Annotated in this window: 24 protein-coding genes; 7 read left to right on the top strand and 17 right to left on the bottom strand. The window is 71.5% G+C overall.

Annotation, left to right across the window (positions count from 1 at the left end):
- Positions 1-45 precede the first annotated feature (45 nt).
- From ASF44_RS01445 to ASF44_RS01430, 4 genes are all read right to left on the bottom strand, one after another.
- Positions 46-936, bottom strand: a complete 891-nt coding sequence (locus tag ASF44_RS01445; RefSeq protein WP_056897392.1) for an alpha/beta hydrolase — start codon at positions 934-936, stop codon at positions 46-48.
- A gap of 80 nt (positions 937-1,016) precedes the next feature.
- Positions 1,017-2,930, bottom strand: a complete 1,914-nt coding sequence (mutL, locus tag ASF44_RS01440) for a DNA mismatch repair endonuclease MutL (protein ID WP_056897391.1) — start codon at positions 2,928-2,930, stop codon at positions 1,017-1,019.
- A gap of 82 nt (positions 2,931-3,012) precedes the next feature.
- A complete protein-coding gene (locus tag ASF44_RS01435) occupies positions 3,013-4,098 on the bottom strand; it encodes a zinc ribbon domain-containing protein (protein ID WP_056897390.1) in 1,086 nt (361 codons plus the stop codon).
- Positions 4,099-4,136: 38 nt separating this feature from the next.
- Entirely contained in the window at positions 4,137-5,123 is a 987-nt protein-coding gene (locus ASF44_RS01430; protein WP_162243772.1) for a zinc ribbon domain-containing protein, read from the bottom strand.
- A gap of 164 nt (positions 5,124-5,287) precedes the next feature.
- On the opposite strand from ASF44_RS01430, the gene ASF44_RS01425 reads away from it, so the two are divergent.
- Together ASF44_RS01425 and ASF44_RS01420 are read left to right on the top strand one after the other, a co-directional pair.
- Positions 5,288-5,956 carry a DedA family protein gene (locus ASF44_RS01425; protein ID WP_056897388.1) on the top strand — a complete coding sequence of 223 codons (669 nt, stop codon included), beginning with the start codon at positions 5,288-5,290 and terminating at the stop codon, positions 5,954-5,956.
- A 91-nt stretch (positions 5,957-6,047) separates the two neighbouring features.
- On the top strand, positions 6,048-6,299 hold the full coding sequence (locus ASF44_RS01420; RefSeq protein ID WP_056897387.1) for a hypothetical protein: 252 nt from the start codon (positions 6,048-6,050) through the stop codon (positions 6,297-6,299).
- An 89-nt stretch (positions 6,300-6,388) separates the two neighbouring features.
- Here ASF44_RS01420 and ASF44_RS01415 read toward each other — a convergent pair whose 3' ends face one another.
- From ASF44_RS01415 to tsaE, 3 genes are all read right to left on the bottom strand, one after another.
- Positions 6,389-6,610 (bottom strand): glycine zipper 2TM domain-containing protein, encoded by a 222-nt coding sequence (locus ASF44_RS01415; protein ID WP_056897386.1) that lies wholly within the window; start codon positions 6,608-6,610, stop codon positions 6,389-6,391.
- Between the two features lie 118 nt (positions 6,611-6,728).
- Entirely contained in the window at positions 6,729-8,156 is a 1,428-nt protein-coding gene (locus tag ASF44_RS01410; RefSeq protein ID WP_056897385.1) for an N-acetylmuramoyl-L-alanine amidase, read from the bottom strand.
- A 70-nt stretch (positions 8,157-8,226) separates the two neighbouring features.
- Positions 8,227-8,781 (bottom strand): tRNA (adenosine(37)-N6)-threonylcarbamoyltransferase complex ATPase subunit type 1 TsaE, encoded by a 555-nt coding sequence (gene tsaE, locus ASF44_RS31460; RefSeq protein ID WP_369820899.1) that lies wholly within the window; start codon positions 8,779-8,781, stop codon positions 8,227-8,229.
- 69 nt (positions 8,782-8,850) lie between these two features.
- Here tsaE and queG point away from each other — a divergent pair, with 69 nt between their 5' ends.
- Positions 8,851-9,858 carry a tRNA epoxyqueuosine(34) reductase QueG gene (gene queG, locus ASF44_RS01400; protein ID WP_369820898.1) on the top strand — a complete coding sequence of 336 codons (1,008 nt, stop codon included), beginning with the start codon at positions 8,851-8,853 and terminating at the stop codon, positions 9,856-9,858.
- Here queG and ASF44_RS01395 read toward each other — a convergent pair.
- The gene (locus tag ASF44_RS01395) at positions 9,846-10,883 is read right to left on the bottom strand and encodes an AraC family transcriptional regulator (protein ID WP_056897384.1); all 1,038 of its coding nucleotides are present in this window, start codon (positions 10,881-10,883) and stop codon (positions 9,846-9,848) included. The two genes, queG and ASF44_RS01395, sit on opposite strands and share 13 nt — an antisense overlap.
- A 112-nt stretch (positions 10,884-10,995) precedes the next feature.
- On the opposite strand from ASF44_RS01395, the gene ASF44_RS01390 reads away from it, so the two are divergent.
- Positions 10,996-12,177: an isovaleryl-CoA dehydrogenase gene (locus ASF44_RS01390; protein ID WP_056897383.1), complete on the top strand. Its 1,182-nt coding sequence runs from the start codon at positions 10,996-10,998 to the stop codon at positions 12,175-12,177.
- A 7-nt stretch (positions 12,178-12,184) separates the two neighbouring features.
- Here ASF44_RS01390 and ASF44_RS01385 read toward each other — a convergent pair whose 3' ends face one another.
- Entirely contained in the window at positions 12,185-13,102 is a 918-nt protein-coding gene (locus ASF44_RS01385; RefSeq protein ID WP_056897382.1) for an AEC family transporter, read from the bottom strand.
- 183 nt (positions 13,103-13,285) lie between these two features.
- On the opposite strand from ASF44_RS01385, the gene ASF44_RS01380 reads away from it, so the two are divergent.
- Positions 13,286-14,248 (top strand): tripartite tricarboxylate transporter substrate binding protein BugE, encoded by a 963-nt coding sequence (locus ASF44_RS01380; protein ID WP_056897381.1) that lies wholly within the window; start codon positions 13,286-13,288, stop codon positions 14,246-14,248.
- A complete protein-coding gene (gene xerD / locus ASF44_RS01375) occupies positions 14,245-15,171 on the top strand; it encodes a site-specific tyrosine recombinase XerD (RefSeq protein ID WP_369820886.1) in 927 nt (308 codons plus the stop codon). The genes ASF44_RS01380 and xerD overlap by 4 nt, the downstream gene beginning before the upstream one ends.
- 6 nt (positions 15,172-15,177) lie before the next feature.
- Here the strand turns inward: xerD and ASF44_RS01370 are convergent, their stop codons facing one another.
- From ASF44_RS01370 to hemH, 6 genes are all read right to left on the bottom strand, one after another.
- A complete protein-coding gene (locus tag ASF44_RS01370; protein ID WP_056897379.1) occupies positions 15,178-16,797 on the bottom strand; it encodes a methyl-accepting chemotaxis protein in 1,620 nt (539 codons plus the stop codon).
- A gap of 163 nt (positions 16,798-16,960) precedes the next feature.
- Entirely contained in the window at positions 16,961-18,376 is a 1,416-nt protein-coding gene (locus ASF44_RS01365) for a sensor histidine kinase (RefSeq protein WP_056897378.1), read from the bottom strand.
- A gap of 2 nt (positions 18,377-18,378) precedes the next feature.
- On the bottom strand, positions 18,379-19,068 hold the full coding sequence (locus ASF44_RS01360; RefSeq protein WP_056897377.1) for a response regulator transcription factor: 690 nt from the start codon (positions 19,066-19,068) through the stop codon (positions 18,379-18,381).
- Between the two features lie 25 nt (positions 19,069-19,093).
- The gene (locus tag ASF44_RS01355; protein WP_056897376.1) at positions 19,094-20,620 is read right to left on the bottom strand and encodes a tripartite tricarboxylate transporter permease; all 1,527 of its coding nucleotides are present in this window, start codon (positions 20,618-20,620) and stop codon (positions 19,094-19,096) included.
- Positions 20,621-20,624: 4 nt separating this feature from the next.
- Positions 20,625-21,071 (bottom strand): tripartite tricarboxylate transporter TctB family protein, encoded by a 447-nt coding sequence (locus ASF44_RS01350; RefSeq protein WP_056897375.1) that lies wholly within the window; start codon positions 21,069-21,071, stop codon positions 20,625-20,627.
- Positions 21,072-21,175: 104 nt separating this feature from the next.
- The gene (hemH, locus tag ASF44_RS01345) at positions 21,176-22,228 is read right to left on the bottom strand and encodes a ferrochelatase (protein ID WP_056897374.1); all 1,053 of its coding nucleotides are present in this window, start codon (positions 22,226-22,228) and stop codon (positions 21,176-21,178) included.
- 20 nt (positions 22,229-22,248) lie between these two features.
- On the opposite strand from hemH, the gene ASF44_RS01340 reads away from it, so the two are divergent.
- A complete protein-coding gene (locus ASF44_RS01340; RefSeq protein ID WP_056897373.1) occupies positions 22,249-22,941 on the top strand; it encodes an HAD family hydrolase in 693 nt (230 codons plus the stop codon).
- Position 22,942: 1 nt separating this feature from the next.
- On the opposite strand, the gene hpnE is transcribed toward ASF44_RS01340, so the two are convergent.
- Together hpnE and hpnD are read right to left on the bottom strand one after the other, a co-directional pair.
- Positions 22,943-24,202 carry a hydroxysqualene dehydroxylase HpnE gene (gene hpnE, locus ASF44_RS01335; RefSeq protein ID WP_056897372.1) on the bottom strand — a complete coding sequence of 420 codons (1,260 nt, stop codon included), beginning with the start codon at positions 24,200-24,202 and terminating at the stop codon, positions 22,943-22,945.
- An 88-nt stretch (positions 24,203-24,290) separates the two neighbouring features.
- Positions 24,291-25,136, bottom strand: coding sequence for a presqualene diphosphate synthase HpnD (hpnD, locus tag ASF44_RS01330; RefSeq protein WP_056897371.1), 846 nt, complete (start codon positions 25,134-25,136; stop codon positions 24,291-24,293).
- Positions 25,137-25,226: the final 90 nt, after the last annotated feature.

Raw genomic sequence — 25,226 nt, 5'->3', positions numbered from 1 at the left:
CCCCGCCGCCCAGGGCTGAGCGAAAGTACAACACTCAGGCTGGCGCTATCCGCCAGCCTGGGCCATGGTGCTGGCGGTGGGCCAGCCGAACAGCTTGCGCAGGGCCATGCGGTATTGGGCCTGGCCGCGCATGATGGTGTTGTGGTGCGTGCCGCCCTCGACCACGACGAAGGCCTTGGGCTCCTGGGCGGCCTCGTACAGGCGCCGGCCCAGGTCAGGCTTGATCAGGCTGTCGTCCGAGCCGTGCACCACCAGCAGCGGTGCGCCGATGTGCGGCACCTTGCGGATCGACTCCATGCGCTGGGTGATGAGCCAGCCGATCGGCAGCCAGCCCCACTTCATGCTGGCCGCGACCTCGGGAATGGAGGTGAAGGTGCCCTCGACCAGCACACCGCGCTCGTCGTCGACCTTGGATGCCAGGTCGATCGCGATGGCGCCGCCCAGCGAATGGCCGAAGATGTAACGCGGGCGGTCGGGGTAGCGCGCCGCCAGCCAGTCCCAGGCCGCACGGGCGTCCTCGAACGCGCGGTCTTCCGAGGGCAGTTCGGCCGTGCTCTTGCCGAAGCCGCGGTAGTCGATGGCCAGCACCGAGAAGCCCAGCTCCTGCATGGCGCGCATGCGCGGCGCCGAGCCCTGCACGTTCCAGCGCGCGCCGTGCAGGTAGAGCAGGATGGGCGCCTGCGAGGCGCCGGTGTGCAGCGCCGGTTCGCTCTCCAGCCACAGGCCGTGCAGGCGCACCGGCTCGTTGGAGACCCGCGAGTCGAACGGGATCCACACCTCCTCCATGCCCTCGGCGCTGGCGGCGCTGCCGCCCCAGGCTCGGTCACCGGGCTGGAAGATCCAGTCACGCTGGCGTTCGTCGAGAAGGCTGCAGCCCGATACCGTGGCCAGGGCCAGCACGGAGCTCAGCAGGGCGATCAGGGAAAGGCGGCGCATGGCAGGCACTGACTTCGGTGGGCGGCGTAAGTTCAATCCTACGCAGCGCAAGCACGATCAGGGCCAGAGCGCAGCGCCGTTCATCTCCCCCGCAGGAACAGCTGGTCGAGTTCCCGCACGCTGATCTGGCGCCAGGTCGGCCGGCCGTGGTTGCACTGGTCGGAGCGCTCGGTGGCCTCCATCTGGCGCAAGAGGCCGTTCATCTCCTCCAGCGTCAGCCGGCGGTTGGCGCGCACTGCGCCGTGGCAGGCCATGGTCGCCAGCAATTCGTTGCGGGCGCGCTCGACCACGCCGCTGGCGTCGTGCTGGGCCAGCTCGGCCAGCACGCTGCGGGCCAGGGCCACGGCGTCGCCCTGGGCCAGGCTGGCCGGCACGGCGCGCACGGCCAGCGTGCGGGCCGAGAACGGCGCGACGTCCAGGCCCAGCGTGGACAGTGTCTCGGCATGGGCCTCGGCGGTGGCCAGCTCGGTCGGCGTGGCGGCGAAGGTGGCGGGGATCAGCAGTGGCTGGCTCGCCATGGCGGCGTCATCCGCCTGGGCCTTGAGCCGTTCGTACACGATGCGTTCGTGCGCGGCATGCATGTCCACAACCACCAGGCCCTGCTGGTTCTCGGCCAGGATGTAGATGCCCTGCAGCTGCGCCAGTGCGCGGCCCAGCGGCCAGGCCGGCATGTCTGCCGGCGCGGGCTGCACCGCCACCGGCGCGGGCGGGGCACGGACGCCGTCGGTGGTGCGCTCGGCCAGGACGGTGGTGGCTTCGGCTTCGGCTCCGGTATCTGCAGCGAAATCGGGTGCCCAGCGCGGGGCCGGCTCGGCCACGCGGGAGGCGGGGGCCGGGCTCCAGGGCGTGAAATCGGCGGCCGGTGCGCGCTCGGCAAAGGCCATCGACGGCTGCTGCCACGGCGGCACCACCGTGGCCGGCACCGGCAGGGGCAGCTGCGGCGCGGTCTGGGCCAGCGCGGCGCGCGGCGTTGCCAGCGCCTGGTCGATGGCGCGGCGCACGGCCTGGTGCACCTCGCGGCTGTCGCGAAAGCGCACCTCGATCTTGGTCGGGTGCACGTTCACGTCCACCCGGGTGGGGTCCATGTCCACGTAGAGCGCGTAGACCGGCTGGCGCTGGCCGTGCAGCACGTCCTCGTAGGCGCTGCGCGCGCCGTGCGCGAGCACCTTGTCGCGCACGAAGCGGCCGTTGACGTAGGCGAACTGGTGGTCGCCGCGCGCGCGTGCCGCGTCCGGGATGCCGGCACGGCCACGCACGCGGATCAGCGGGCCGCCGGCTTCGGACTGCGCGCTGCTGCGGTAGTCCACCAGCACCGAGCGCTCGCAGAAGTCCTCGCCCAGCACGTCGGCCAGGCGCTGGTCCATGCCGGCGTCGTCGCTGTCGGGCGCGGCGCGCCACTGCTCGACGAGCTTGCCCTCGTGCCAGATGGCAAAGCCCACGTCGGGCCGCGCCAGCGCGTGGCGGCGCACGGCCTCGATGCAGTGGGCCAGCTCGGTCGCGTCGGTCTTGAGGAACTTGCGCCGCGCCGGCGTGCTGAAGAACAGTTCCTTGACCTCCACCGTGGTGCCGACGGCGCGCGCCACCGGCTTCATCTCGCCGGTGCGCCCGTCCAGCAGCATGGCGTGCGGCTGCTCCGCGGTGCGCGAGGCGATCGCCATGTCGGACACCGAATTGATCGCCGCCAGCGCCTCGCCGCGAAAGCCCATGGTGGCCACGCTCTCGAGTTCCTGCAGGTTGCCGATCTTGCTCGTGGCATGGCGCTTGAGTGCGAGCGGCAGGTCGGCCATGGGAATGCCGGTGCCGTCGTCCTCCACGGCGATCAGGCGCACGCCGCCGGCGAGCAGGCGCAGCACCACTTGGCGCGCGCCGGCGTCCAGCGCGTTGTCGACCAGCTCGCGCACCACCGAGGCCGGGCGCTCGACCACCTCGCCCGCGGCGATCTGGCTGATCAGCTCGTCGGGCAGTTCGCGGATCTGGCGGCGTTCGGTGCTCATTTCAGCGCCGCCCGGCCGCCCGAAGGCGCTGAAGCGCCCCCTCGGGGGGCAGCGATACACGAAGTGATGAGCGTGGGGGGCGTCATTTCAGCGGATGGCCGCAGGCGGCGCACTGGGTGTCGCTGGCACGCACGTTGGTGCCGCAGTTGGGGCATGTGGCTGGCGGGCGCGGCGGCTCGGCGGGCTGCGCGGCACTGGCGGCCGCGGCGCGGGCGCGCTCGGCCACGCGCTGGGCGCGCGCCTGGGCCTGCTCCTGCATGCCGCGCGCCTTGTCGACGGCATAGGCCAGGTGGGCATCCACATGGGCCTGCTCGGCGGCCAGGTCCAGCCCGTCCAGCGCGCGCAGGTAGACGGCGCTCACGCCGCGCAGGTAGACCAGGCCCGGCAGCGTGAAGGCGGCGGCGAACAGCACGCCGCTGCCGAAGCCTGCCGCAGCCGCGTGCGCGCCGCCGCTGCCCATGCCGAAGCTGCCCATGTCCATGTTGCCCACGATGGGCGCCGACAGCCCGGCCGTGATGGCCACGCCGCCGAACAGGATGGTGCCGATCAGCAGCCCGATGAGGCCGGCGATGAAGGACACCACCAGCATCAGCAGCAGCACCATGCCGAGCCGGCGGCGCGCGATGGCGATCAGCTGGCTCATGCATTCCATCGCCGTCGCCCCGTTCCAGACCGACGGGGCCGACAGCGGGAACACCACCATCGGCAAGGCGAACAGCGCTACGCCGGTCAGCACCACGGCCACCGGGAAGACGAAGGCATACAGCAACGGCCCCAGCAGCGGCAGCTTGCACACGAACAGCACCACCACCAGCAGCAGCACGCCCGCCAGGTACAGGCCGGCGATCCACAGGTAGACCAGCAGCAGGCGGTGCGAATGGGTCAGCGAATGCACGACCGCGTCGACGATGGAGCGCGAGCGCTGGCCATGGGCCTCGTCCATCAGCATCACGCCGGCGGCGTTGAAGCCATAGAACAGCACGGTGTAGGCGGCCACGGCGAACAGCGCGACGAACACATAGCTGACCCCGGCCAGCAGCGTGCCCAGGCCCATGACCACGGCGCCAGCGACCAGGGTCACCAGCAGCAGCACGAGGGCGCGCCAGTTGCGCATGGCGTCGATGCTGTCGACGAGGCTGCTGCTGTCCTTGACTTGTTGGGAAAGCACGGGGTGGATTCTCCTGGTGGTTGCTGCGGCGCGGCCGGCTAGCCGCCGACCAGGCCCTGGTCTATTTCGCGCTGGCGGCGCTCGCGGGCCTCATTTTCCAGCCGCACGCAGGTCGGGTGCCGGCGGAATTCGGATTTGAAGCACTGCACGCCGATGCACAGCGAGCGGCCGAGCCCGGTGCTGTCGGCGCAGACGGTCTCCGGGCTGGGCGCGGCAGCGGCCTTGCGCGGCGGCTGTGGCGGCGGCTGCGGGCTGGCGGGCGGGGGCGCAGTGTAGACGGCGGCGGGCGCGGCCGGCGGCGTGGGGGCGGCCTGGGCGGCGCTGGCCGCCGGCAGGGCAGGCGCGGGCTGCGGCCGGGCGCGTTCGGGCGTGGGGGCGGGCGCCGGGGCCGGCCCGGAGGCCGCGGGCGTTGCCGGTGGCTCGGCCGCTGGCGCTTCGGGCTGGGCGGGCGGGATCTCGGTTGGGGTCTCGGGTGGCAGGGGGCGCGGCTCGGTCAGGAACTCTTCCACCGGCTCGGCCGCGGGCGGCGCGGCGGGCGCGGGTGCTGGCGCAGGGTCGCGCTGCCACCACAGGAACGCCGCCACGAGCACCAGCACCAGCAGCAGCCACGGGGTGACGGGGCGATGCCGCGGCGGTGCGGCCGCGGCTGGCGTGCGGTCCGGTTGTCCGTCGGGCGTCGCGTCCGGGCGCGGCGCCGGGATGTCGCGCTGCCGGTCGGCCTGGACCAGCCTGGGCGCCACGGGCGCGTGGCGGGCCACGGACTCCGTGGACACGGCAGGCACGGTGGCCGCCTGGGCTGCCGCACCGATGGCCTTGCCGCAGCTGCGGCAAAAGCGCGCGCCGGCCCGGTTGGGCTTGCCGCACGCCGCGCAGGCGGTGCGGGCGGCCGGCTGCGGGGCGAGGGGCGCAGCGCGCACGGCGGCACCGGCCGCGGGGGCGGTCGGCTCCAGCGGCGTTGCGCACTTCCTGCAGAACCTGGCGATGGGCCGGTTGCCGGTGCCGCATGCGGGGCAGGTCTTGGACAAATGGAAACAGCGGGATGGAGGGGCGCCGCGGTGCGCCGGCGGCGCTGGCCGCGGCCGGCGTGCGCCAGGGCGGGCCGATGCTAGCAAATGCGTTGCCGCGCAAATCCCCTGGCGCGGCGGCCTGTCATGTGCCGGGCCAGGGTGGGCCGCCATAATGCCGCGCCATGGAACTGGTGAGCTTTCTGATCGACTTCATCCTGCACGTGGACAGCCACCTGGAGGCCTTCGTGCGCAACTACGGCACCTGGGTCTATGCGTTGCTGTTCCTGATCGTGTTCGTCGAGACCGGCGTGGTGGTCATGCCGTTCCTGCCCGGCGATTCGCTGCTGTTCGTGGTCGGCGCGCTGTGCGGGCTGGGCCTCATGAGCCTGCCGATCGCCATGGCCGTGCTGATCGCGGCGGCCATCCTGGGCGACCAGTGCAACTACAGCATCGGCCGCTATTTCGGGCCCAAGGTGTTCCAGTGGGAGGATTCGCGCTTCTTCAACAAGAAGGCGTTCAACCAGGCCCATGCGTTCTACGAGCGCTACGGCGGCGTGACCATCATCCTGGCGCGCTTCATGCCGTTCATCCGCACCTTCGCGCCCTTCGTGGCCGGCGTGGCCGAGATGAGCCGCACCAAGTTCACGGCCTACAACGTGGCCGGCGCGCTGATCTGGGTGCTGGGCATCTGCACGGCCGGCTACTTCCTGGGCGGCCTGCCGTGGGTCAAGGCCAACCTGGACAAGATCATCTGGGCCATGATCTTCATCCCCGGCCTGATCGCGATCTATGGCGCCTGGAAGGCCAAGCGCCAGGCCGAGCGCGATGCAGCGGGCGCCGCCACGCCTTGACCGGGCCCTGACCACGCGGCGGACACGGCTCGTCACGCCCGGCGCGCCGGCGCTGCGGGATGATGCGGCTTTTGGCCCGAAGGAGCTCTGCATGTCCCGTTTCCGCATTCCCGCCATCGCTTTGGCCGTGGTGTCCGTCCTCGCACTGGGGGTCACCATGGTGCCCAGTGCCCAGTCGCAGATCCGCGCCAACCCCAGTTTCCAGCCGGTGGGCGTGTCGTCCAGTGGCAGTGGCAGCACGGCCTGGTTCCACGATCCCGCCACCGGGCGGGCGATCGCCTGCCACATGGCGGCCGGTGCCATCCAGTGCCAGTCCGCCAAGCTGCCGCAGGAAGGTTCCTGAACGACGCGGCGCAACGGCACCGTGAATGACGAAGGGCCCCGCAGGGCCCTTGTCGGTGGGGGGTCCACGGCGGAACCCGGCCCGGTGGCTCAGCGGCCCTGGTCGCGCCGCTTGCCGACTTCGTTGCCGACCAGCGCGCCGGCTGCCGCGCCGCCAACCGTGCCCAGCGTGCTGCCGAACACAGCGTTGCCGACGACGCCGCCCGCCACGGCGCCGACACCGGTGCCGACCTGGGCGCCGCTGGGGTTGGATGCGCAGCCCGTCAGGCCGATGACGGCAGCGGCCGTGGTGGCCAGGATGGTCTTGATCATGTGTACCTCGTCGTGCTGTTGTGGTGGCAGGCCCGTTGTCCGCGGGCCCGTGGCATGACTGTAGGCACGGGCCTGCGGCACACCTGTAGGCCGCGGCCGGCGTCGGGCGTAGGGCCGCTCAGACCGTGCGGTTGCGCGCCAGCGGCGGGTTCTTGGCGAAGTAAGCGCGGATGCCGCGCATGATGGCTTCGGCCAGGTCGTCCTGGTAGGCATCGCTGCGCAGGCGGGCCTCTTCCTCGGGGTTGCTGATGAAGGCCGTCTCCACCAGCACGCTGGGGATGTCGGGCGCCTTCAGCACCGCAAAGCCCGCCTGCTCCACGCGCGGCTTGTGCAGACGGGCCATGCCGCCGATCTCGCCCAGCACCGCGCTGCCCAGCTTCAGGCTGTCGTTGATCTGCGCGGTGGTGCTCATGTCCAGCAGCATGCGCTGCACGTGCTGGTCCTTGGCCTGCACGTTGACGCCGCCGATCAGGTCGGCCTGGTTCTCCTTGTCGGCCAGCCAGCGCGCGGCCGTGCTGGTGGCGCCGCGTTGGCTCAGCGCGAACACGCTGGCGCCGCGCGCGGCCGGCGTGGTGAACGCGTCGGCATGGATGCTGATGAACAGGTCGGCCTGCACGTTGCGGGCCTTCTGCACGCGCGTCTGCAGCGGCACGAAGAAATCGGCGTCGCGCGTGAGAAAGGCGCGCATCGGGTTGCCGTTGACGCTGGCCACGTTGATGCGCTCGCGCAGCTTGTGCGCCACGCGCAGCACGATGTCCTTCTCGCGCGTGCCCTTGGGGCCGATGGCGCCGGGGTCCTCGCCGCCGTGTCCCGGGTCCAGCGCCACGATGATGAGGCGGTCGGTGCGGCTGGGCGGTGGCGCGGGCGCCTTGGCCGGGCGCGGCGGGGCCTTGTCGGGCGCGGCGGCCAGCGTGCCGTGCGGCAGTTCGGGCGATGCCGGGCGCGCCGTGCTGTCCGGGCCGGGCAGGGGCAACACCCGCCCGGGCGGCGGCGATTCGCGCAGCTCCGGGCCGCTGGTGCTGCCGGGGCCGGTGTGGCGTGCGATCAGGTCGTCCAGCGGGTCGGCGGCGGGTGCCTTGCCGGCGTCCACATCGCGCAGCCGCTCGGTGATGAGGGCCTGCAGCGGGTCTTCCGCCTCGGCCGGGTACAGGTCGAGCACCAGGCGGTTCTGGTAGGCCGCGACCGGCTTGAGCGTGAACACCTGGGGCACGGCCCGGCGCTTGAGGTCGATCACGAGCCGCACCACGCCGGGCTGGTTCTGGCCGACGCGGATGCGCTCGATGTTGGGGTCGTCCGGGCGCACCCGGCCCACCAGTTCGCGCAGCGCTGCATCCAGGTCGATGCCCTCGATGTCGACGGCCAGCCGCGGCGGATCGGACACGAAGATCTGCTTGGTGGTCAGCGGCACATCGGATTCGATGGTCACGCGCGAATAGTCCGGCGCGGGCCAGACGCGCACGGCCACGATGCCGGCGCCGCGCGCCGCATGGGTCACGCCCAGCAGCAGCACCAGCGCGCCATGGCCGAGCAGGCGGCGGCGTTTCATGTCGGCAGCGCCCGGCTGCCCGAAGGCGCCGATGCGCCCTGCAACGGGGCGGCGATGGGCGTGGGGGTGTTCATCTCAGGTTCTCCAGTAGCGCACGCCCGCGTGGCGTGTGGGCCGCGATCCGCACCGCGCGGCCTTCATCGGCCTGCGCCGTGATCGTGACCGCCAGGTCCGCCGGCGGCAGCAGCGCGCCGGCCTTCTCGGGCCATTCGGCCAGCTTCAGTCCGCCGCTGGCGAAGATGTCGCGAAAGCCCGCGTCCTCCCACTCGCGCGGATCGTCGAAGCGGTAGAAGTCGAAGTGCCAGATCGACAGTGGCGGCACGCAGCCGTCGACCGCGTGCGGCTCCACCACGGCATAGGTCGGGCTCTTGATGCGGCCCTGCACGCCCAGCGCGCGCAGCAGGTGGCGCACCAGCGTGGTCTTGCCCGCTCCCAGGTCGCCGTGCAGCGTGATGAAGGCGTCCACCACCGTCGGCTGCGCGGCCAGGCGCGCGGCAAAGGCGGCCGTGGCGGCCTCGTCGGGCCAGTGCAGCACCAGGGCAGCGGGGAGGGGCGCCTCTTGCGCGCCATCCGCAGCGGATGGTGCGGTTTCTACAATCGGCGGGTGACGGCTGCTGTGGTTCAGATCGATGCTCTCCGGCTGGTGTCCCACATCAGGGACTGGGCCAGCGCGCTCGGATTCTCCCAAATCGGCATCGCCCCTGTGGATTTGTCGTCGGCCGAACCGGGTTTTGCTGCCTGGCTCGCGGCCGGCTTCCACGGCGAGATGGCCTACATGGCCGCGCACGGCATGAAGCGCGCGCGTCCGGCCGAACTGGTGCAGGGCACGCTGAGCGTGCTGACCGCGCGCATGGACTACCTGCCGCAGGACACGCCGGCCGACTGGCAGGCCCGCGAGTTCGCGCGGCTGGAGCGGCCCACGGAAGCCATCGTCTCGGTCTATGCCCGGGGCCGCGATTACCACAAGGTGCTGCGCGCGCGGCTGCAGAAGCTGGCCGAGCGCATCGCCCAGGAGGTCGGGCCGCTGGGCTTTCGCGTGTTCACCGATTCGGCGCCCGTGCTGGAGGCGGAACTGGCCGCGCGCAGCGGCCAGGGCTGGCGCGGCAAGCACACGCTGGTGCTGAACCGCGAAGGCGGCTCCATGTTCTTCCTGGGCGAGATCTATCTGGACATCGCGCTGCCGGCCAGCGATGCCGTGACGGCCCATTGCGGCCAGTGCCAGGCCTGCATCGACATCTGCCCCACGGGTGCCATCGTCGGGCCGCAGCGGCTCGATGCGCGGCGTTGCATCTCTTACCTGACCATCGAGCACGCGGGCCCGATTCCGTTGCCGCTGCGCCACTTGCTGGCCAACCGCATCTACGGCTGCGACGACTGCCAGCTGGCCTGCCCCTGGAACAAGTTCGCGGGACGTTCCGCGTTGCCCGACTTCGATGCGCGCGAGGGCCTGGCCGGCAGCGCGCTCGCCACGCTTTTCGGCTGGAGCGAGGACGAGTTCCTGCGCCGCACCGAAGGCAGCCCGATCCGCCGCATCGGCCACGAGCGCTGGCTGCGCAACATCGCGGTGGCGCTGGGCAACGCGCTGCGGCAGTTGCCTGCTGGCGAGCAGGCGCCATTGCGCGCCGCATTGCAGGCGCGCGCCGGACACGCCAGCGCGCTCGTGCGCGAGCACGTGGACTGGGCCCTGGCTCAACAGGGTTGAGCGGGCGCCTGCGCCTGGCGGAACGCGCCCGGCGCCATGCCGGTCCATTGCCGGAACGCGCGCGCAAAACTCTTCTCGTTGCGGAACCCCACGCTGAGCGCGATCTGCTTGACCGAGCGCGTGGTGCGGCGCAACAGCTCCACGGCCTGCTCGTGGCGCACCTGGTCCTTCAGGCCCTGCAGCGACAGGCCCTCGGCCTGCAGCTGGCGGTGCAGCGTGCGCGTGGACACGTTCAGCAGGCCGGCCAACGCATCCGCCGTGCCCGCCTCGCTGCGCGTGCGCAGCAGCTCGCGCACGCGCTGGCCCAGCAGCCGGTCGCGCCGGTACTGCAGCACCGTGAGCGGCAGCGCGCGGCGCAGCATGGTGCGCAGCGCGCGCTCGTCGCGCACCAGCGGCAGCGCGAGGTAGGCGGCGTCGAAGCTGTAGCCGGCCTCGCGCGCGCCGAAGCGGATGGTGCCGCCGAACATCAACGGGTAGGCGTCGGCGTGCGCGGGCGCCGGATACGGGAAGCCGGCCTCCTGCAGCGACACGCGCGAATCGATGGCCCAGCTCGCATAGCCGTGCACGAAGCGCAGGCACGAGACCAGGCAGAACTCGCGCAGCGCGCCCAGGTCGCGCCGCTCCTCGATCCACAGCCGCGCCACGCCGCCTTCCACGTGCAGGTGCAGCAGCACGTCGTCCACCAGCAACCGGTGGTGCCGGCACCAGCGCGCCAGCGCCACGCCCAGGTCGGGCGAGGTCAGGGAGGCGCGGCACAGCATGCCGTAGCTGCCCCAGGGCAGGCGCCGGCCGAACCAGCCCAGGGCCTCGTCGTCGAGTTCCTGCATGGCGTGCGCATTGAGCGCCTCGAACTGCGCGGCCGTCACGCGGGCGCCGGGCCGGTCCAGCTCGTGCGGCGCGATCTGTGCCGCACGCAGGGCCGCGGCCGGGTCCATTCCATGGCGCGCATAGGCCTGCACGATGGCTTGGACGAAGGCCATCGGCGTGGCGGCGCGCGTGGGTGGCGGGGCGAGCGGGGATGGCATGGCGAAGGAACGAAGAGCGTGGCGCGATCTGCAACCATTGTGGCGTCAAATGGCCGGCCGGCCGGCGTAAGCTGTCGCGCTGCGACCCAACCCCCTCCAGGAGACTTGCCCCATGCCCGCCACACCCCTGCCCGGCCTCGATTTCGACCTGGGCGAGACCATCGATGCGCTGCGCGATGCCATCGCCGACTTCTGCGCCGCCGAGATCGCGCCGCGCGCAGCCGCCATCGACAGCGAGAACCAGTTTCCCAAGGACCTGTGGGCCAAGCTGGGCAGCCTGGGCCTGCACGGCATGACGGTGAAGGAGGAGTACGGCGGCACCGAGCTGGGCTACCTGGCCCACATCGTGGCGATGGAGGAGGTCTCGCGCGCGTCCGCATCCGTGGGCCTGTCCTACGGCGCGCACTCCAACCTGTGCGTGAACCAGATCCACCGCAACGGCAGCGCTGCGCAGAAGGCCAGGTACCTGCCCAAGCTCGTCAGCGGCGAGCACGTGGGTGCGCTGGCCATGAGCGAGCCGAACGCCGGCTCCGACGTGGTCAGCATGAAGCTCAAGGCCGACAGGAAGGACGGCTACTACGTGCTCAACGGCGGCAAGATGTGGATCACCAACGGCGGCGATGCCGACACGCTGGTCATCTACGCCAAGACCGAGCCCGAGATGGGCGCGCGCGGCATGACGGCCTTCATCGTCGAGAAGGGCTTCAAGGGCTTCTCGGCCGGCACCAAGCTCGACAAGCTGGGCATGCGCGGCTCCAACACCTTCCCGCTGTTCTTCGACAACTGCGAGGTGCCCGAGGCCAACGTGCTGGGCGGCGAGGGCATGGGCGCCAAGGTGCTCATGAGCGGGCTGGACTACGAGCGCGCCGTGCTGTCGGGCGGCCCGCTGGGCATCATGGCCGCCTGCATGGACGCCGTGATCCCCTACGTGCACGAGCGCAAGCAGTTCGGTCAGAGCATCGGCGAGTTCCAGCTCATGCAGGGCAAGATCGCCGACATGTACAGCACCTGGCAGGCCACGCGCGCCTATGTCTATGCCGTTGGCAAGGCCTGCGACCGCAACGACCACGCGCGCAGCTTCCGCAAGGACGCCGCCGGCGCCATCCTGTACTCGGCCGAGAAGGCCACCTGGATGGCCGGCGAGGCGATCCAGGCGCTGGGCGGCGTGGGCTACACCAAGGACTTTCCGGTCGAGCGGCTGTGGCGCGATGCCAAGCTCTACGAGATCGGCGCGGGCACCAGCGAGATCCGCCGCATGCTGATCGGCCGCGAGCTGTTCGCCGAGACGGCGTGATGCGCTGTCAGGGCGCCATCGGCCGCAGGATGCCCAGCGCATACGGCAGGCTCATCATGCCAGCCAGCGTGGACAGCGTGACCAGCCCGGCCACGTAGGGTCCGTTGTAGCCCATGCGCGCGGCCAGCACATAGCAACTCGATGCCGTGGGCAGCGCCGAGAAGATCAGCAGCACCGTGGCCTGCACCGTCGGCAGCTTCAGCAGCAGCACCAGGCCCAGCGCGGCCAGCGGTAGCAGCAGGTGGCGGATGGCCAGCAGGCCCAGGCCCAGCGCCTTGGCGCGCGCAAGCGGGCCGAACTGCATGCCCGCACCGGCCGCCATCAGCCCCATGGCCACCGAGGACGAACCGATGCGCGTGGCGGTTGGCTCGATCCATTCGGGAATGCGCAGGCCGGCCAGGTTGGCGGCCAGGCCGGTGGCCGTGGCCACGATCAGCGGGTTGCGCAGCAGTTCGCGCCCGAAGTTCGCGCTGGCGCCGCGCGCCATGGGCCACACCGCCGCGATGTTGAACAGCGGCACGCAGACGGCGATCAGCACGGCCATGGCCAGCGCGCCCGGTGCGCCGGCCAGCCGTTCGGCCAGCGGCAGCGCGATGAAGGAGTTGAAGCGGAACGCGACCTGCGCGGCGCCCGCATGCTCGCGCCGCTCCACATGCCGGCCCAGGCCCGGCCAGTACGGCAGACTGTAGGAAAGTGCAATGCCGCAGGCCGCCAGCGCCAGGCCGGCCAGGATCAGGTCGGAGGTGGCCGCCAGGTCGATGCGCGAGCGCAGCACCGACTGGAACAGCAGCACCGGGAACAGCACGTAGTAGACGAGCTTCTCGACCTGTCCCCAGACCTCGCGGTTCATGGGTGTGTAGCGGCACAGCAGGAAGCCGATCAGGATCAGCGAGAAGTCGGGCAGCAGCAGTTGCGCGTAGTTCACGGGGCGAAAAGGCGCGGTGCGCGCAGGGCGGCGCCCGAGAATACCAGCGGCAGACAAGGGCATGCCCGAGGGCGAGGCCGGCGGGGCGACTCCTATAATTTTTTCGCCAGGAGTGGCCACGAGCCTGCTGCCTGGCACCGATCCACCCTCAGACCGATCCACCCTCAGCGGAGAACTCCCCCGATGCAACGCCGTTCCGTCTTCACCCTGGCCCTGCTGGCCGCTGCCGGCTCTGCCTTCGCGCAGTCCTATCCGAACAAGCCGGTCAAGCTGGTCGTGCCATTCGCGCCGGGCGGCACCACGGACATCATCGCGCGCGTCATCGCCGAGCCGCTGGGCCGGGCCCTGGGCCAGCCCGTGGTGGTGGACAACAAGAGCGGCGGCGGCGGCATCATCGGCGCGTCCGAGACGGCGCGCTCGGCGCCCGACGGCTACTCGCTCGGCGTGGCCACGGTGTCGACCACGGCGGCCAACCCCGCCATTAACCCCAAGACGCCCTACAACCCGCTGACCGACTTCACGCCCATCGTCAACATCGCGGCGACGCCCAACATCATCGCGGTGAACCCGGGGTTCGGCGCCAAGGATTACAAGAGCTTCGTCGCCGAACTCAAGAAGTCGCCGGGCAAGTACTCGTATTCGTCCTCCGGCACGGGCGGCATCGGCCACCTGCAGATGGAGCTGTACAAGAACATGGCGGGCGTGTTCGTCACCCACATCCCCTACCGCGGCGCGGGCCCGGCGCTCAACGACACGGTCGCCGGGCAGGTGCCCATGATCTTCGACAACCTGCCGTCCACGCTGCCTTTCGTACAGAGCAACCGTCTGGTGCCCATCGTCGTGGCGGCGCCGCAGCGCGTGGCCTCGCTGCCGAACGTGCCGACCTTCAAGGAAGTCGGCCTGGAGCCCGTGAACCGCATGGCCTACTACGGCATCGTCGGTCCCAAGGGCCTGCCCAAGGACATCGTCGACAAGATCAACGCCGGCGTGCGCAAGGCGCTCGAAGACCCGGCCGTGCGCAAGCGCATCGAAGACACGGGCTCGCTCATCATCGGCAACTCGCCCGAGGAATTCGCGGCGCAGATCAAGGCCGAGTTCGACGTCTACAAGAAGGTCGTGGAAACCTCCAAGCTGACGCTGGAGTGAGTGCGCCGCCACCGGCGGTGCTGACCGAAAGCCAGGGCCGTATCGACGCCTTCGTCGATGCGCTCTGGCTGGAGCAGGGCCTGGCGCGCAACACGCTGGCCGCCTACCGGCAGGATCTGGCCCTGTACGCGCACTGGCTGGCCGAACGCGGCAGCGCGCTCGACGCCACGCGCGAGGCCGACCTGCAGGCCTACTTCGCGGCCCGCCATGCCGGCACCAAGGCCACCACGGCCAACCGCCGGCTCACGGTGTTCAAGCGCTACTTCCGCTGGGCGCTGCGCGAGCGGGCCATCGCGGCGGACCCCACGCTCAAGCTGCAGTCGGCGCGCCAGCCGCTGCGCGTGCCCAAGACCATGACCGAGGCCCAGGTCGAGGCCCTGCTGGCTGCGCCCGACGTGCAGACGCCGCTGGGCGTGCGCGACCGCGCCATGCTGGAGCTGCTCTACGCCAGCGGGCTGCGCGTGAGCGAGCTCGTCGGCCTGCGCACCTTCCAGATCGCCCTGAACGACGGCGTGCTGCGCGTGACCGGCAAGGGCAACAAGGAGCGGCTGGTGCCGTTCGGCGAGCTGGCGCAGGAGTGGCTGGAGCAGTATTTGCAGGAGGCCCGGCCCGAACTGCTGGACGGGCGCCAGAGCGAAGACCTGTTCGTGACCACGCGTGGCGCCCAGGCGGGCAGCGCCATGTCGCGCATGATGTTCTGGGGCCTGGTCAGGCGCTATGCGCTGGCCGCGGGCATCGCCGTGGCGCCATCGCCGCACACGCTGCGCCACGCCTTCGCCACGCATCTGCTGAACCACGGCGCCGACCTGCGCGCGGTGCAGATGCTGCTGGGCCACGCCGACATCTCCACCACCACGATCTACACCCACGTGGCGCGCGAGCGGCTGCACGCGCTGCACGCGCGGCACCACCCGCGCGGCTGAGCCGCTTCAGGCGGCGAGTGCGCGCTGCGGGCTCGGCAGCGCCGGCCCGGGCACGGCGGCGCCGGCCTCCTGCGGCAGCCGGAACACACCCACGGCGTCCACCATGCGCCCGACCTGGGCATTGAGGCTGTCGGCGGCGGCGGCGGACTGCTCCACCAGCGCGGCGTTCTGCTGCGTCACCTGGTCGAGCTGGTTGACAGCGCCGCTGACCTGGCCGATGCCGGTGGTCTGCTCGCCGCTGGCCGCGCTGATCTCGGCGATCAGGTCGGCCACGCGCTTGACCTGCTTGACGATGTCGCCCATGGCCACGCCGGCCGCATCGGCCTGCGTGGTGCCGACCTCGGCCATCTTCACGCTCTCGCCGATCAGCGTCTTGATCTCCTTGGCGGCCTGGGCCGATCGGCCCGCCAGGCTGCGCACCTCGGTGGCCACGACGGCGAAGCCGCGGCCCTGGTCGCCCGCGCGCGCCGCTTCCACGGCCGCGTTCAGCGCCAGGATGTTGGTCTGGAAGGCGATGCCGTCGATCAGGCCGATGATCTCGCTGACCTTGCGCGAGCCGCCCGAGATGGCGTCCATCGTGCCGACCACCTGGCCGACGACGGCGCCGCCTTGCTCCGCGGCCAGCGCGGCCGCGGTGGCCAGCTGCGCGGCCTGGCGCGCGGTCTCGGCGTTGGACTGCACGGTGGAGCCGATCTGCTCCATCGAGGCGGCCGTCTGCTGCAGGTTGCTGGCCTGCTCTTCGGTGCGCTGGCTCAGGTCCTGGTTGCCGGCCGCGATCTCGCCGGCGCCCGTGGCGATGGAGTCGCTGCTGTGGCGTACGGTGGAGACGACGCGGATCAGGTTCGCGTTCATGTCGCGCAATGCGGCCAGCAACTGGCCGGCCTCGTCCCGGCTGCGCACCTCGATGCGCGAGGTGAGATCGCCAGCGGAAACCGTGCGTGCGATGCGCACGGCCTCGCCGATGGGCACGGTGATGCTGCGTGTGATCGACCAGGCGGCCAGCAGGCCGAGCGCCACACCGGTGGCGCACATGGCCAGCATCAGCAGGCGCGCGCGTTCGTAGGCCGTCTGCGCGTCCTGCGCGGCTTCGTCGTTGGCCTTTTCCTCGGCGTCCGACAACTCGCCCAGCGCGTCGTACCAGGCCTGCATCGGCCCGTCCACCTGGGTGCCGAGGAAGCGGGAAGCCTCGTCGGCCATGTCGCTGCGGCCCAGCTCGACCACCTTGCTGACCAGCGGGATGGCCGCGGTCTTGAGCTTGGCGATCTTGGCGAAGAGCTCCTTCTCGTTGGCGGTCGTGTCCGGCAGCTCGAACATCGTCGCGAGCTCCTTCTCGGCCGCCTCGTACTTCTGGCGGGCCTGCGTGATGCCGTCGATGGCGACACGCTTGCGCACGCCGTCGTACAGCACGATGTCGCGGCTGCGCTGCGCCACCTGGCTCACGGCGCTGCGCATGGCACCGGCCAGGTTGGCTTCCTTGTTGTTCACCGACACGATGTCGTCCAGGCGGTTCTGGATCTGGGCCATGGAGACCAGGCCAAGGATGGAAACGCCCACCAGCAGCACCACCACCAGGCCGAAGCCCAGTGTCAGTCGCGTGCCCAGTCTGAGGTTCTTCAGGGCGTTCATGCAGTCTCCGTCATGGTTCGGTCCACTTTCGTTCGTCGTTGGAGGATGGGCACGCGCGTGAGCGCGTGGCAGTGCGCGGCCGAATGTAGAGGCTGGCCGATGGACGGCCGGGCGCGCACGGCGCCATTCGGCGGGCGACCGTGCCCGGCCGTCGCGAAATGTCCTACGGGTGGGGCGATTGCACGGCGCGCGGCAGCGTCACGCTGGCGCGCAGGCCGCGGCCATCCTCGCCGGTGTCCAGCCGCAGCTCGGAGCCCAGCAGTTGCGCGTAGCGCGCCACGATGGACAGGCCCAGGCCCGCGCCCTGGCCCAGCTTCTCGCCGTCGCGGCCCTGGGCCCAACGCTGCATGAGGTCCTGGCGGGCCGAGGCGGGGATGCCCGGGCCGTCGTCCACCACGGCCAGCACGCAGGCGTCGCGCGCGGGGGTGTCCTGCAAGGCGATGGTCAGCGTGCGGCCGCCATAGCGCAACGCGTTGTCGACCAGGTTGTCCAGGATGCCTTCGACGAGCGCGGCATCGGCCCAGACCGTGAAGTCGTCGTCGCCGGCCTCGTCCAGGCCGCGCGCGCCCAGGTCCACGCCGCGCGCATCGGCCTTGTCCAGGTGGCGCACGATGGTCTGGCCGACCAACGGGCCCAGCGGCAGGCGTTCGCGCTTGAGCACGAGTTCGCCCTCGTCGGCCAGGGCCAGGTCCAGCAGCTGGTTCACGAGCCGGCCCGCGCGCTCGGCGCTGGTGGCGATCTGCTGCAGCTGCTGGCGCGAGACCGCCGTGCCCGGATGCGCCAGGCCGTAGTCGGCCAGCGCGCGGATGCCAGCCAGCGGCGTGCGCAGCTCGTGCGCCACGTTGCCGGCGAACTCGCGCTGGGCACGCACGTTGCGGCCCAGGCGCTCGAACAAGGCGTTGACGGCGTGGCCGACCTCGTCGATCTCCTGCGTGGAGGGGGCCAGCGGCACCGGCGAGAGGTCGTTGGCGTCGCGGTGCGCGAGCGCGGCCTGCAGCTGGCTCAGCGGGGCCAGATCGCGCTGGATGCCGCGCCACAGCCAGATGGCCAGCAGGCCCAGCAAGAGCAGCAGCGGCAACGCGCCGAACACCAGCAGGCGCTGCACGAGCGCGCCGCGGATGCGCGTGGTGTGGGCCATCACGACGTGGTAGTCGGCGCCGTCCACGCTGTGGCGCAGCACCACGGCGCGCACGGGATGGCCCTGGTAGAAGGTGTTGCCGTAGAGGTGGCCCTCGGGTTGGGAGGGCAGCGGCATCTCCGGCAGCGGCTCGCCGGCCAGGCGCGAGCCGTCGGGCCGCAGCACGCTGAAGTAGACGGCCTCGGCCTGGTCGAACAGCGCCGCCGTGAGCTCGCTGGTCGTCAGGCGCAGCACCACCTGGCCGTCGGGCAGCGGGCCGACCTGCGAGGCGATGGAGTAGGCGTCGTCGAGCAGCGCGCGGTCGAACGCCTGCTCGGTGAAGTAGCTGGCCACGCCCAGCGTGGCGATGGTGCCGATCAGCCAGGTCAGCACCAGCGGCAGCATCACGTGCTGCAGCATGCGGATGCGCAGCGAAGGCGCAGCCACACCCGCAGCCGGCATGCTCAAGCCTCGGGCTCCAGCAGGTAGCCGATGCCGCGCAGCGTGCGGATGGCCGCGCCGCTGCCCGCGAGCTTCTTGCGCAGGCGCGAGATGAAGGCTTCCAGCGCGTTGTCGCCCAACGCGTCGTCGAAGCCCGAGAGCTTGTCCGACAGCGTGCGCTTGTTCACCGCGTGGCCGGGCGGGCTCATGAGCTCCCACAGCACCTCGAACTCGCGCGCGGGCAGGTCCAGCGGCTCGCCGGCCACGCTGAAGCGGCGCGCGCGCCGGTCCAGCTGCAGCTGCCCGAGCGTGGCCACGTCGTCGGTGCCGATGGCGCGGCGCACCAGCGCGCGCAGCCGGGCCTCGACCTCGGCCAGGTCGAAGGGCTTGCCGAGGTAGTCGTCGGCGCCGGCGTCCAGGCCGGCGATGCGCTCTTCGGTGCGGTTGCGTGCCGTGAGCACCAGCACCGGCGTGCGGTCGCCGCGCGCACGCGCCTCGCGCAGCACCGCCAGGCCCGAGCCCATGGTGCTGCCGGGGCGTGCGTGCTGCGGCAGGTTCAGGTCGAGCAGCACCGCGTCGAAGGGCTGCACGCGCCACAGGTGGGCGGCGTCCTCGACGCTCTCGGCCGGGTCGACGCGGTGGCCCGCGTGCTCCAGGCTGCGCGTCATGACCTCGCGCAGCACGGTATCGTCTTCAACCAGCAGGATTCGCATGGGGTGCGAGGCTAGCAGAAGGGGTTCACCCCGGCACCTGCTGCGCCATTTCCAGCTGGCGCTTGGAGCGCAGCGTGGCGCGCACGGTGGACCAGATCGCCCACAGCAGCAGCAGCAGCGTGACGGCCAGCAGGCCTGCGCTGATGGGCCGCTCGATGAAGACCATCGCGTCGCCGCGCGAGAGCAGCAGCGCGCGGCGCAGGTTCTCTTCCAGCATCGGCCCCAGGATGTAGCCCAGCAGCAGCGGCGCCGGCTCGAAGCGCAGCACCATCAGCGCATAGCCCATGATGCCCAGCGCCGCGACCGAGAAGATGTCGAAGGTGTTGTTGTTCACGCTGTACACGCCCAGCGCCACGAACACCAGGATGGCCGGGTACATCCACGCGAACGGGATGCGCAGCAGCGCGACCCACAGGCCGATGGTCGGCAGGTTCAGCACCACCAGCATGATGTTGCCGATGGCGAAGCTGACCACCAGACCCCAGAACAGCTGCGGCTGCTCGGTGATGAGCATGGGGCCGGGCTGGATGCCGTGGATGATCAGCGCACCCAGCATCACGGCCATCACCGCGTCGCCCGGGATGCCGAGCGACAGCGAGGGCACGAAGGCGGTCTGCGCGGCGGCGTTGTTGGCCGACTCGGGCGCCGTGATGCCCTCGATGGCGCCGTGGCCGAAGCGGCTCGGGTCCTTGGCCACTTTCTTCTCGATGGCGTAGGACATGAAGGCCGCGATGGACGGGCCCACGCCCGGCAGCGCGCCGAGCGCCGAGCCCAGCGCCGAGCCGCGCGCCATCGGCTTGAGCGTGGCCTTGAAGTCTTCCCGGCTCGGCACCATGGAGCGCAGCGTGACCTTGTCGGGCCGGCGGCTGGTGTCGGCCGAGTTGATGCAGCGCACCACCTCTGCCACGCCGAACAGGCCCATGGCCAGCGCGATCAGGTTGATGCCGTCCATGAGTTCGGGCACATCGAACGAGAAGCGCGCCACGCCCGAGTTCACGTCGGTGCCGACCATGCCCAGCAGCAGGCCGAACACCACCATGGCCAGGCCCTTGGCGGCCGAGCCCGTGCTCATCGACGAGGCTGCCACCAGGCCCAGCACCATCATCGAGAAGAACTCGGCCGGGCCGAACTTCAGGCCGATCTCCGAGATCGCGGGCGAGAACAGCACCAGCAGCACGAGCCCCGACATCGCGCCCGCGAGCGAGGCGATGGTGGTCACGAACAGCGCCACGCCGGCCTTGCCGTTCTTGGCCATGGGGTAGCCGTCCAGGCAGGTCACGGCCGACGATGGCGTGCCCGGCAGGTTCAGCAGGATGGAGGCGGTGGAGCCGCCGTACTGCGCGCCGTAGTACACGCCGGCCAGCATGATGATGGCCGCCGTGGGCGGCATGTGGTAGGTCAGCGGCAGCAGCAGCGAGATGGCGGCCAGCGCGCCGATGCCGGGCAGCACGCCGACCACGGTGCCCAGCAGCACGCCGCCGAAGCAGTAGAGCAAGGTGATGGGCTCGGAGGCGACTTGCAGGCCGAGCCAGAGGTTGGAGAGAAGGTCCATGGCGTCAGCTGCTCCAGGGCCACAGCGGCAGGATCATCTGCAGGCCGATCGGGAAGATCAGCGTGGTCAGCACCGCGACCACGGCGCAGACCGTGAGCCGCGTGCGCAGTGCCATGGCCGAGGGCACGAGCGAGAGCAGCGCGGCGAAGAACGAGGCCAGCACCACGCCCAGCGGGTGCAGCGTGAAGGCGAAGGCCAGCAGCGCGGCGATGCACCACAGCAGGTTGTTCCACTGCACGGTGATGCCGGTGCCGCGCCGCCACCAGGCGGGCAGGGCCACCAGCACGCCGAGCACGGCCAGGGCCCAGCCCAGCACGACGGGAAAGTAGCCCGGGCCCATGCGGGCGGCTTCGCCAAAGGTGTAGCGCTGGCCGTACAGCGCAAAGAAGATGCCGGCGGCGGTCATCAGCAGTCCGCCGACGAGGTCGTGGATGTCTCGGGTGGTTTTCATGGAGGCAGGGGGGCACGCGGCCCCGAAGTGGAACGGGCCGGCACGCGGACGCGCACCGACGCAGCCACGCGGAGGGCGCGGCTGTGCAGCGAGCGTAAAAAGCGTTAACTGACCGCTGGCTGATCCGCCTCGCCCGTCCGGGTATTCCAGCCGGTCAGGTGGCGTTCGGCCAGGTCGGCCAGGGCCGCGGCCCAGGCCGGGCTGTCGTTCAGGCAGGGGATGTAGCTGAAGGCCTCGCCGCCCGATTCGAGGAAGGCCTCGCGCGCTTCCATGTTGATTTCCTCCAGCGTCTCCAGGCAGTCGCTCGGAAAGCCGGGGCACATCACGTCGATGCGCCTGGTGCCTTGTTGCGCGAGGGCGCGCAGCGTGGGTTCGGTGTAGGGCTCCAGCCACTTGGCGCGGCCGAAGCGCGACTGGAAGGTCACGCGGTATTGCGCGCTGCCCAGGCCCAGCCGCTGCGCCAGCAGGCGCGCCGTGGCCTGGCACTGCGCGTGGTAGGGGTCGCCCAGCGCGATGTTGCGCGCGGGAATGCCGTGGAAGCTCATGAGCAGCAGTTCGCCGCGGCCGTGTTGGGCCCAGTGGCGTTCGACGCTGTCGGCCAGTGCGGCGATGTAGCCCGCGTCGCCGTGGTAGTCGCCCACGAACCGGAAGTCGGGCACGCGGCGCTGGCGCCGGCTCCAGTCGCCCACCGCGTCCAGCACGCTGGCCGTGGTGGTGCCCGAGTACTGCGGGTAGGCCTGCAGCACGAGGATGCGCGTGACCCCTTGGGCGGCCAGGGCGTCCAGCTGCGCCGCGATGGCGGGCTGGCCGTAACGCATGGCGTAGTGCACGCCAACGCGGTGGCCGCGCCCGGCCAGCGCGCCGCGCAGGCCCAGGGTCTGCGCCGCGGTCCAGACCTTCAGGGCCGAGCCCTGGTCCGTCCAGATGCTGGCGTACTTGGCAGCCGACTTGGCCGGCCGCACGCGCAGGATGATGCCGTGCAGGATGGGCCACCAGGCCAGCCTGGGAATCTCCACCACGCGCGGGTCGGACAGGAACTCGGCCAGGTAGCGCCGCACGGCGGGGGCGGTCGGGGCGTCGGGCGTGCCGAGGTTGCAGTACAGGACGGCAGTGCTGCCGGGGATGTCGGTGGCAGCGGGCGCGGGGGGAAGGGGCATTGCGCTATTCTCGGCGACCCATGCTGCAGACCACCAAAGTCCGGGCCATCACGCTCGACCTGGACGACACCCTCTGGCCGATCTGGCCCACCATCGCCAAGGCCGAGAAGGCGCTGGGCGCCTGGTTTTCCGACCACGCGCCGGCGACAGGCCGCTTCTGGGGCGATGCCGAGCAGCGCCGCCTGCTGCGCGAGCAGGTCGTGCAGGAGCATGCGCACCTGGCGCACGACATGGGCTTTCTGCGGCGCGAGTCGATCCGGCGCGCGCTGGTGCAGGCCGGCGACGACGAGGCGCTGGCCGCTGCCGCGTTCGACGTCTTCATCGCCGTGCGCCACGAGGTCGAGCTCTACGAGGATGCGCTGGAGGCGCTGGAATTCCTGGCCGCGCGCTTCCCGCTGGTGGCCGTGTCCAACGGCAACGCCGACCTCGCGCGCGTGGGGCTACAGCAGCATTTCCGCGCGGCGTTCAGCGCCACGGGCTTCGGCGTGGGCAAGCCCGATGCGCGCATCTTCCTGGCCGCGGCCGAGGCCGCCGGCGTGCCGGCCGAGGCCGTGCTGCACGTGGGCGACGACGCGCTGCTCGACGTGCTGGGTGCGCATGCGGTGGGCATGCAGACGGCCTGGATCAACCGCGGCGAGCACCCGTGGACGCAGTCGGTGCAGCCGCATGCGAGCCTGGCGGACCTGCGCGAGCTCTGCGCGCTGTTCCGCTGATTCAGGCCAGCGCCTGTAGCGCGCTGCGCACCGCGCCCTCGATGGTGCCGGGGTAGGGGCCGGCCACGTACTCGCCGCAGGCCGACAGGCCTGGCGCGACCTGCAGGCCGGGCCGCTGCAGGCCGGGCGTGCAGGCAAAGGTGGCGCGCTTTTCCACGATGGTGACGACGGGCTGCAGGTCGCCCAGGCCGAACCGGGCCAACTGCGCGCGGCCCTGGGCGATCACCTGCTGCTGCAGTTCCTCGCGTGTGCCGCGGCTCACGCTCACGACGAAGGCCAGCAGGCCGTCTTCGCCCAGGTGGCGGCGGTCGAACACGAACTGGGCCGGGCCGCCCGCCAGCGCCGTCATGGGCCGCGGCAGGCGCGTGGCGCTGGTGGCGTAGACCGTGGTGATGGGCTCGAACCGCAGCGCATCGGCACAGGCCAGCCAGGACCGGGCCGCGGAAGTGGTGGCCCTGTCGGCCGTACGGACCAGGCGCGCGGCCTCCCATGACGGGCAAGCCAGCAGCACACGGTCGAAGGCCTGGCCGTCGACGCGCCAGGCGCGGCCGTCCTGCTGCAGCGCGGCCACGCGCGTGCCCAGCTGCACGGGCTGGCCACGCGCCTGGAGCCAGGCCATGGCCGGCGCGGGGAACAGGGCGCCCAGCGGCCGGCGCGGGACGAGCAGGTTGGACCCGCCGCGCCCGCCCAGCAGGGAATCGCGCAGCACGCGCAGGAACACGCTGGCGCTGGCCTCGTCGGCGCACGTGTTGAGGGCGGACAGGCACAGCGGCTCGACGAACTGCTGCTGCACGCGTGCCGTGAGGCCGGTGCACAGTTGCGCCACGCTGGCCTGTGGCGCGCAGCGAAAGCCGGCCAGCTGCCAGCGCGTGGTGGCGGCCAGCAGCGTGGCCTTGTCGCGCCAGCCCCAGCCGCGCGCGCCCAGGATGCCGGCCAGTGCGTCCCACGGCGGTGCGCGGTCGGGCAGTGCGATGCCGCTGCCGTCGGCCAGGCGCAGGTCCAGCGGCAGGCGCAGCAGGGCCTGGTCGGGGTCCACGCCCACGCTGCGCATCAGCGCCAGGGTCTCGGTGTAGGCGCCGATCAGGATGTGTTGGCCGTTGTCCAGCGTGAGCGCGCGGCCGGCATGGTCGTGCACCACGCTGCGCGCGCGCCCGCCGGCATGGCGGGCCGATTCGAAGACGGTGACCTGGTGGCCGGCCTCGGTGGCGCGCACGGCAGCGGCCAGGCCGGCCCAGCCGGCGCCGACGATGGCCAGCTTCACGGCCGGGCGCCGGGCCGCACCGAGCCGGGCGCGCCTGCCCCGTGGGCGGTGGAGGCGCGCGACCGAAGGGCGTGAAAAGCGGGGGGGCTCATAGGCGGCCCAATGCCTGCACCTTCCACGCCAGCCAGAACTTGCGCAGCGGCGTGAGGCTGATGCGCTGGTCCAGCACGGCGAAGTTGTCGCGCTCGATCTCGCGCAGCAGCGTGCGGTAGATGCTGGCCATCATGAGCCCGGGCTTCTGCGCGCGCCAGTCGGCGGCCGGCAGCAGCGCCAGCGCCTCGTCGTACAGGGCATGGGCACGTTCGGCCTGGAACCGCATGAGCGCGACGAAGCGCTCGGAATGGACCCGGTTCAGCAGCTCGTGGGCCTTGACGTCGAAGCGCTGCAGCTCGTCGATGGGCAGGTAGATGCGCCCGCGCATGGCATCCTCGCCCACGTCGCGGATGATGTTGGTCAGCTGGAAGGCCAGCCCCAGGGTGTGGGCGTACTGCGTGGTGGCGTCCTGGGTCTGGCCGAAGATGCGCGCGGAGACCTCGCCGACGATGCCGGCCACGAGGTGGCAATAGCGCTTCAGGCCCGGGAAATCGAGGTAGCGCGTCTGTTCCAGGTCCATCTGGCAGCCCTCGACGACGGCCTGCAGGTGGCGCTGCTCGATGCCGAACTGTGGCGCCAGCGGCATCAGCGCCTGCATCACGGGGTGGCTGGGCTGGCCGGCATAGGCCTTGGCGACCTCGGTCTGCCACCAGGCCAGCTTGGTGCGTGCGACGGCCGGGTCGCTGACCTCGTCGACCACGTCGTCGACCTCGCGGCAGAAGGCGTAGAAGGCGGTGATGGCCGCGCGGCGCGGCTTGGGCAGAAACAGGAAGGCGTAGTAGAAGCTGCTGCCCGAGGCCGCGGCCTTCTGCTGCACGTACTGTTCCGGTGTCGTTGTCATGGGGCGGGATTGTCTAGGACCGGCGCGCGCAAGGATGCGGCAGCGGCGTTGCCATGGGGAAAGCGTCGGGTTCGGGTCTGCTGGGCGTCG

This window comes from Pseudorhodoferax sp. Leaf274 (genome assembly GCF_001422445.1).
Lineage (GTDB): Bacteria > Pseudomonadota > Gammaproteobacteria > Burkholderiales > Burkholderiaceae_C > Pseudorhodoferax.
Note: the sequence above shows the minus strand (reverse complement) of the source record. Positions and strands in the feature narration are given on the sequence as shown.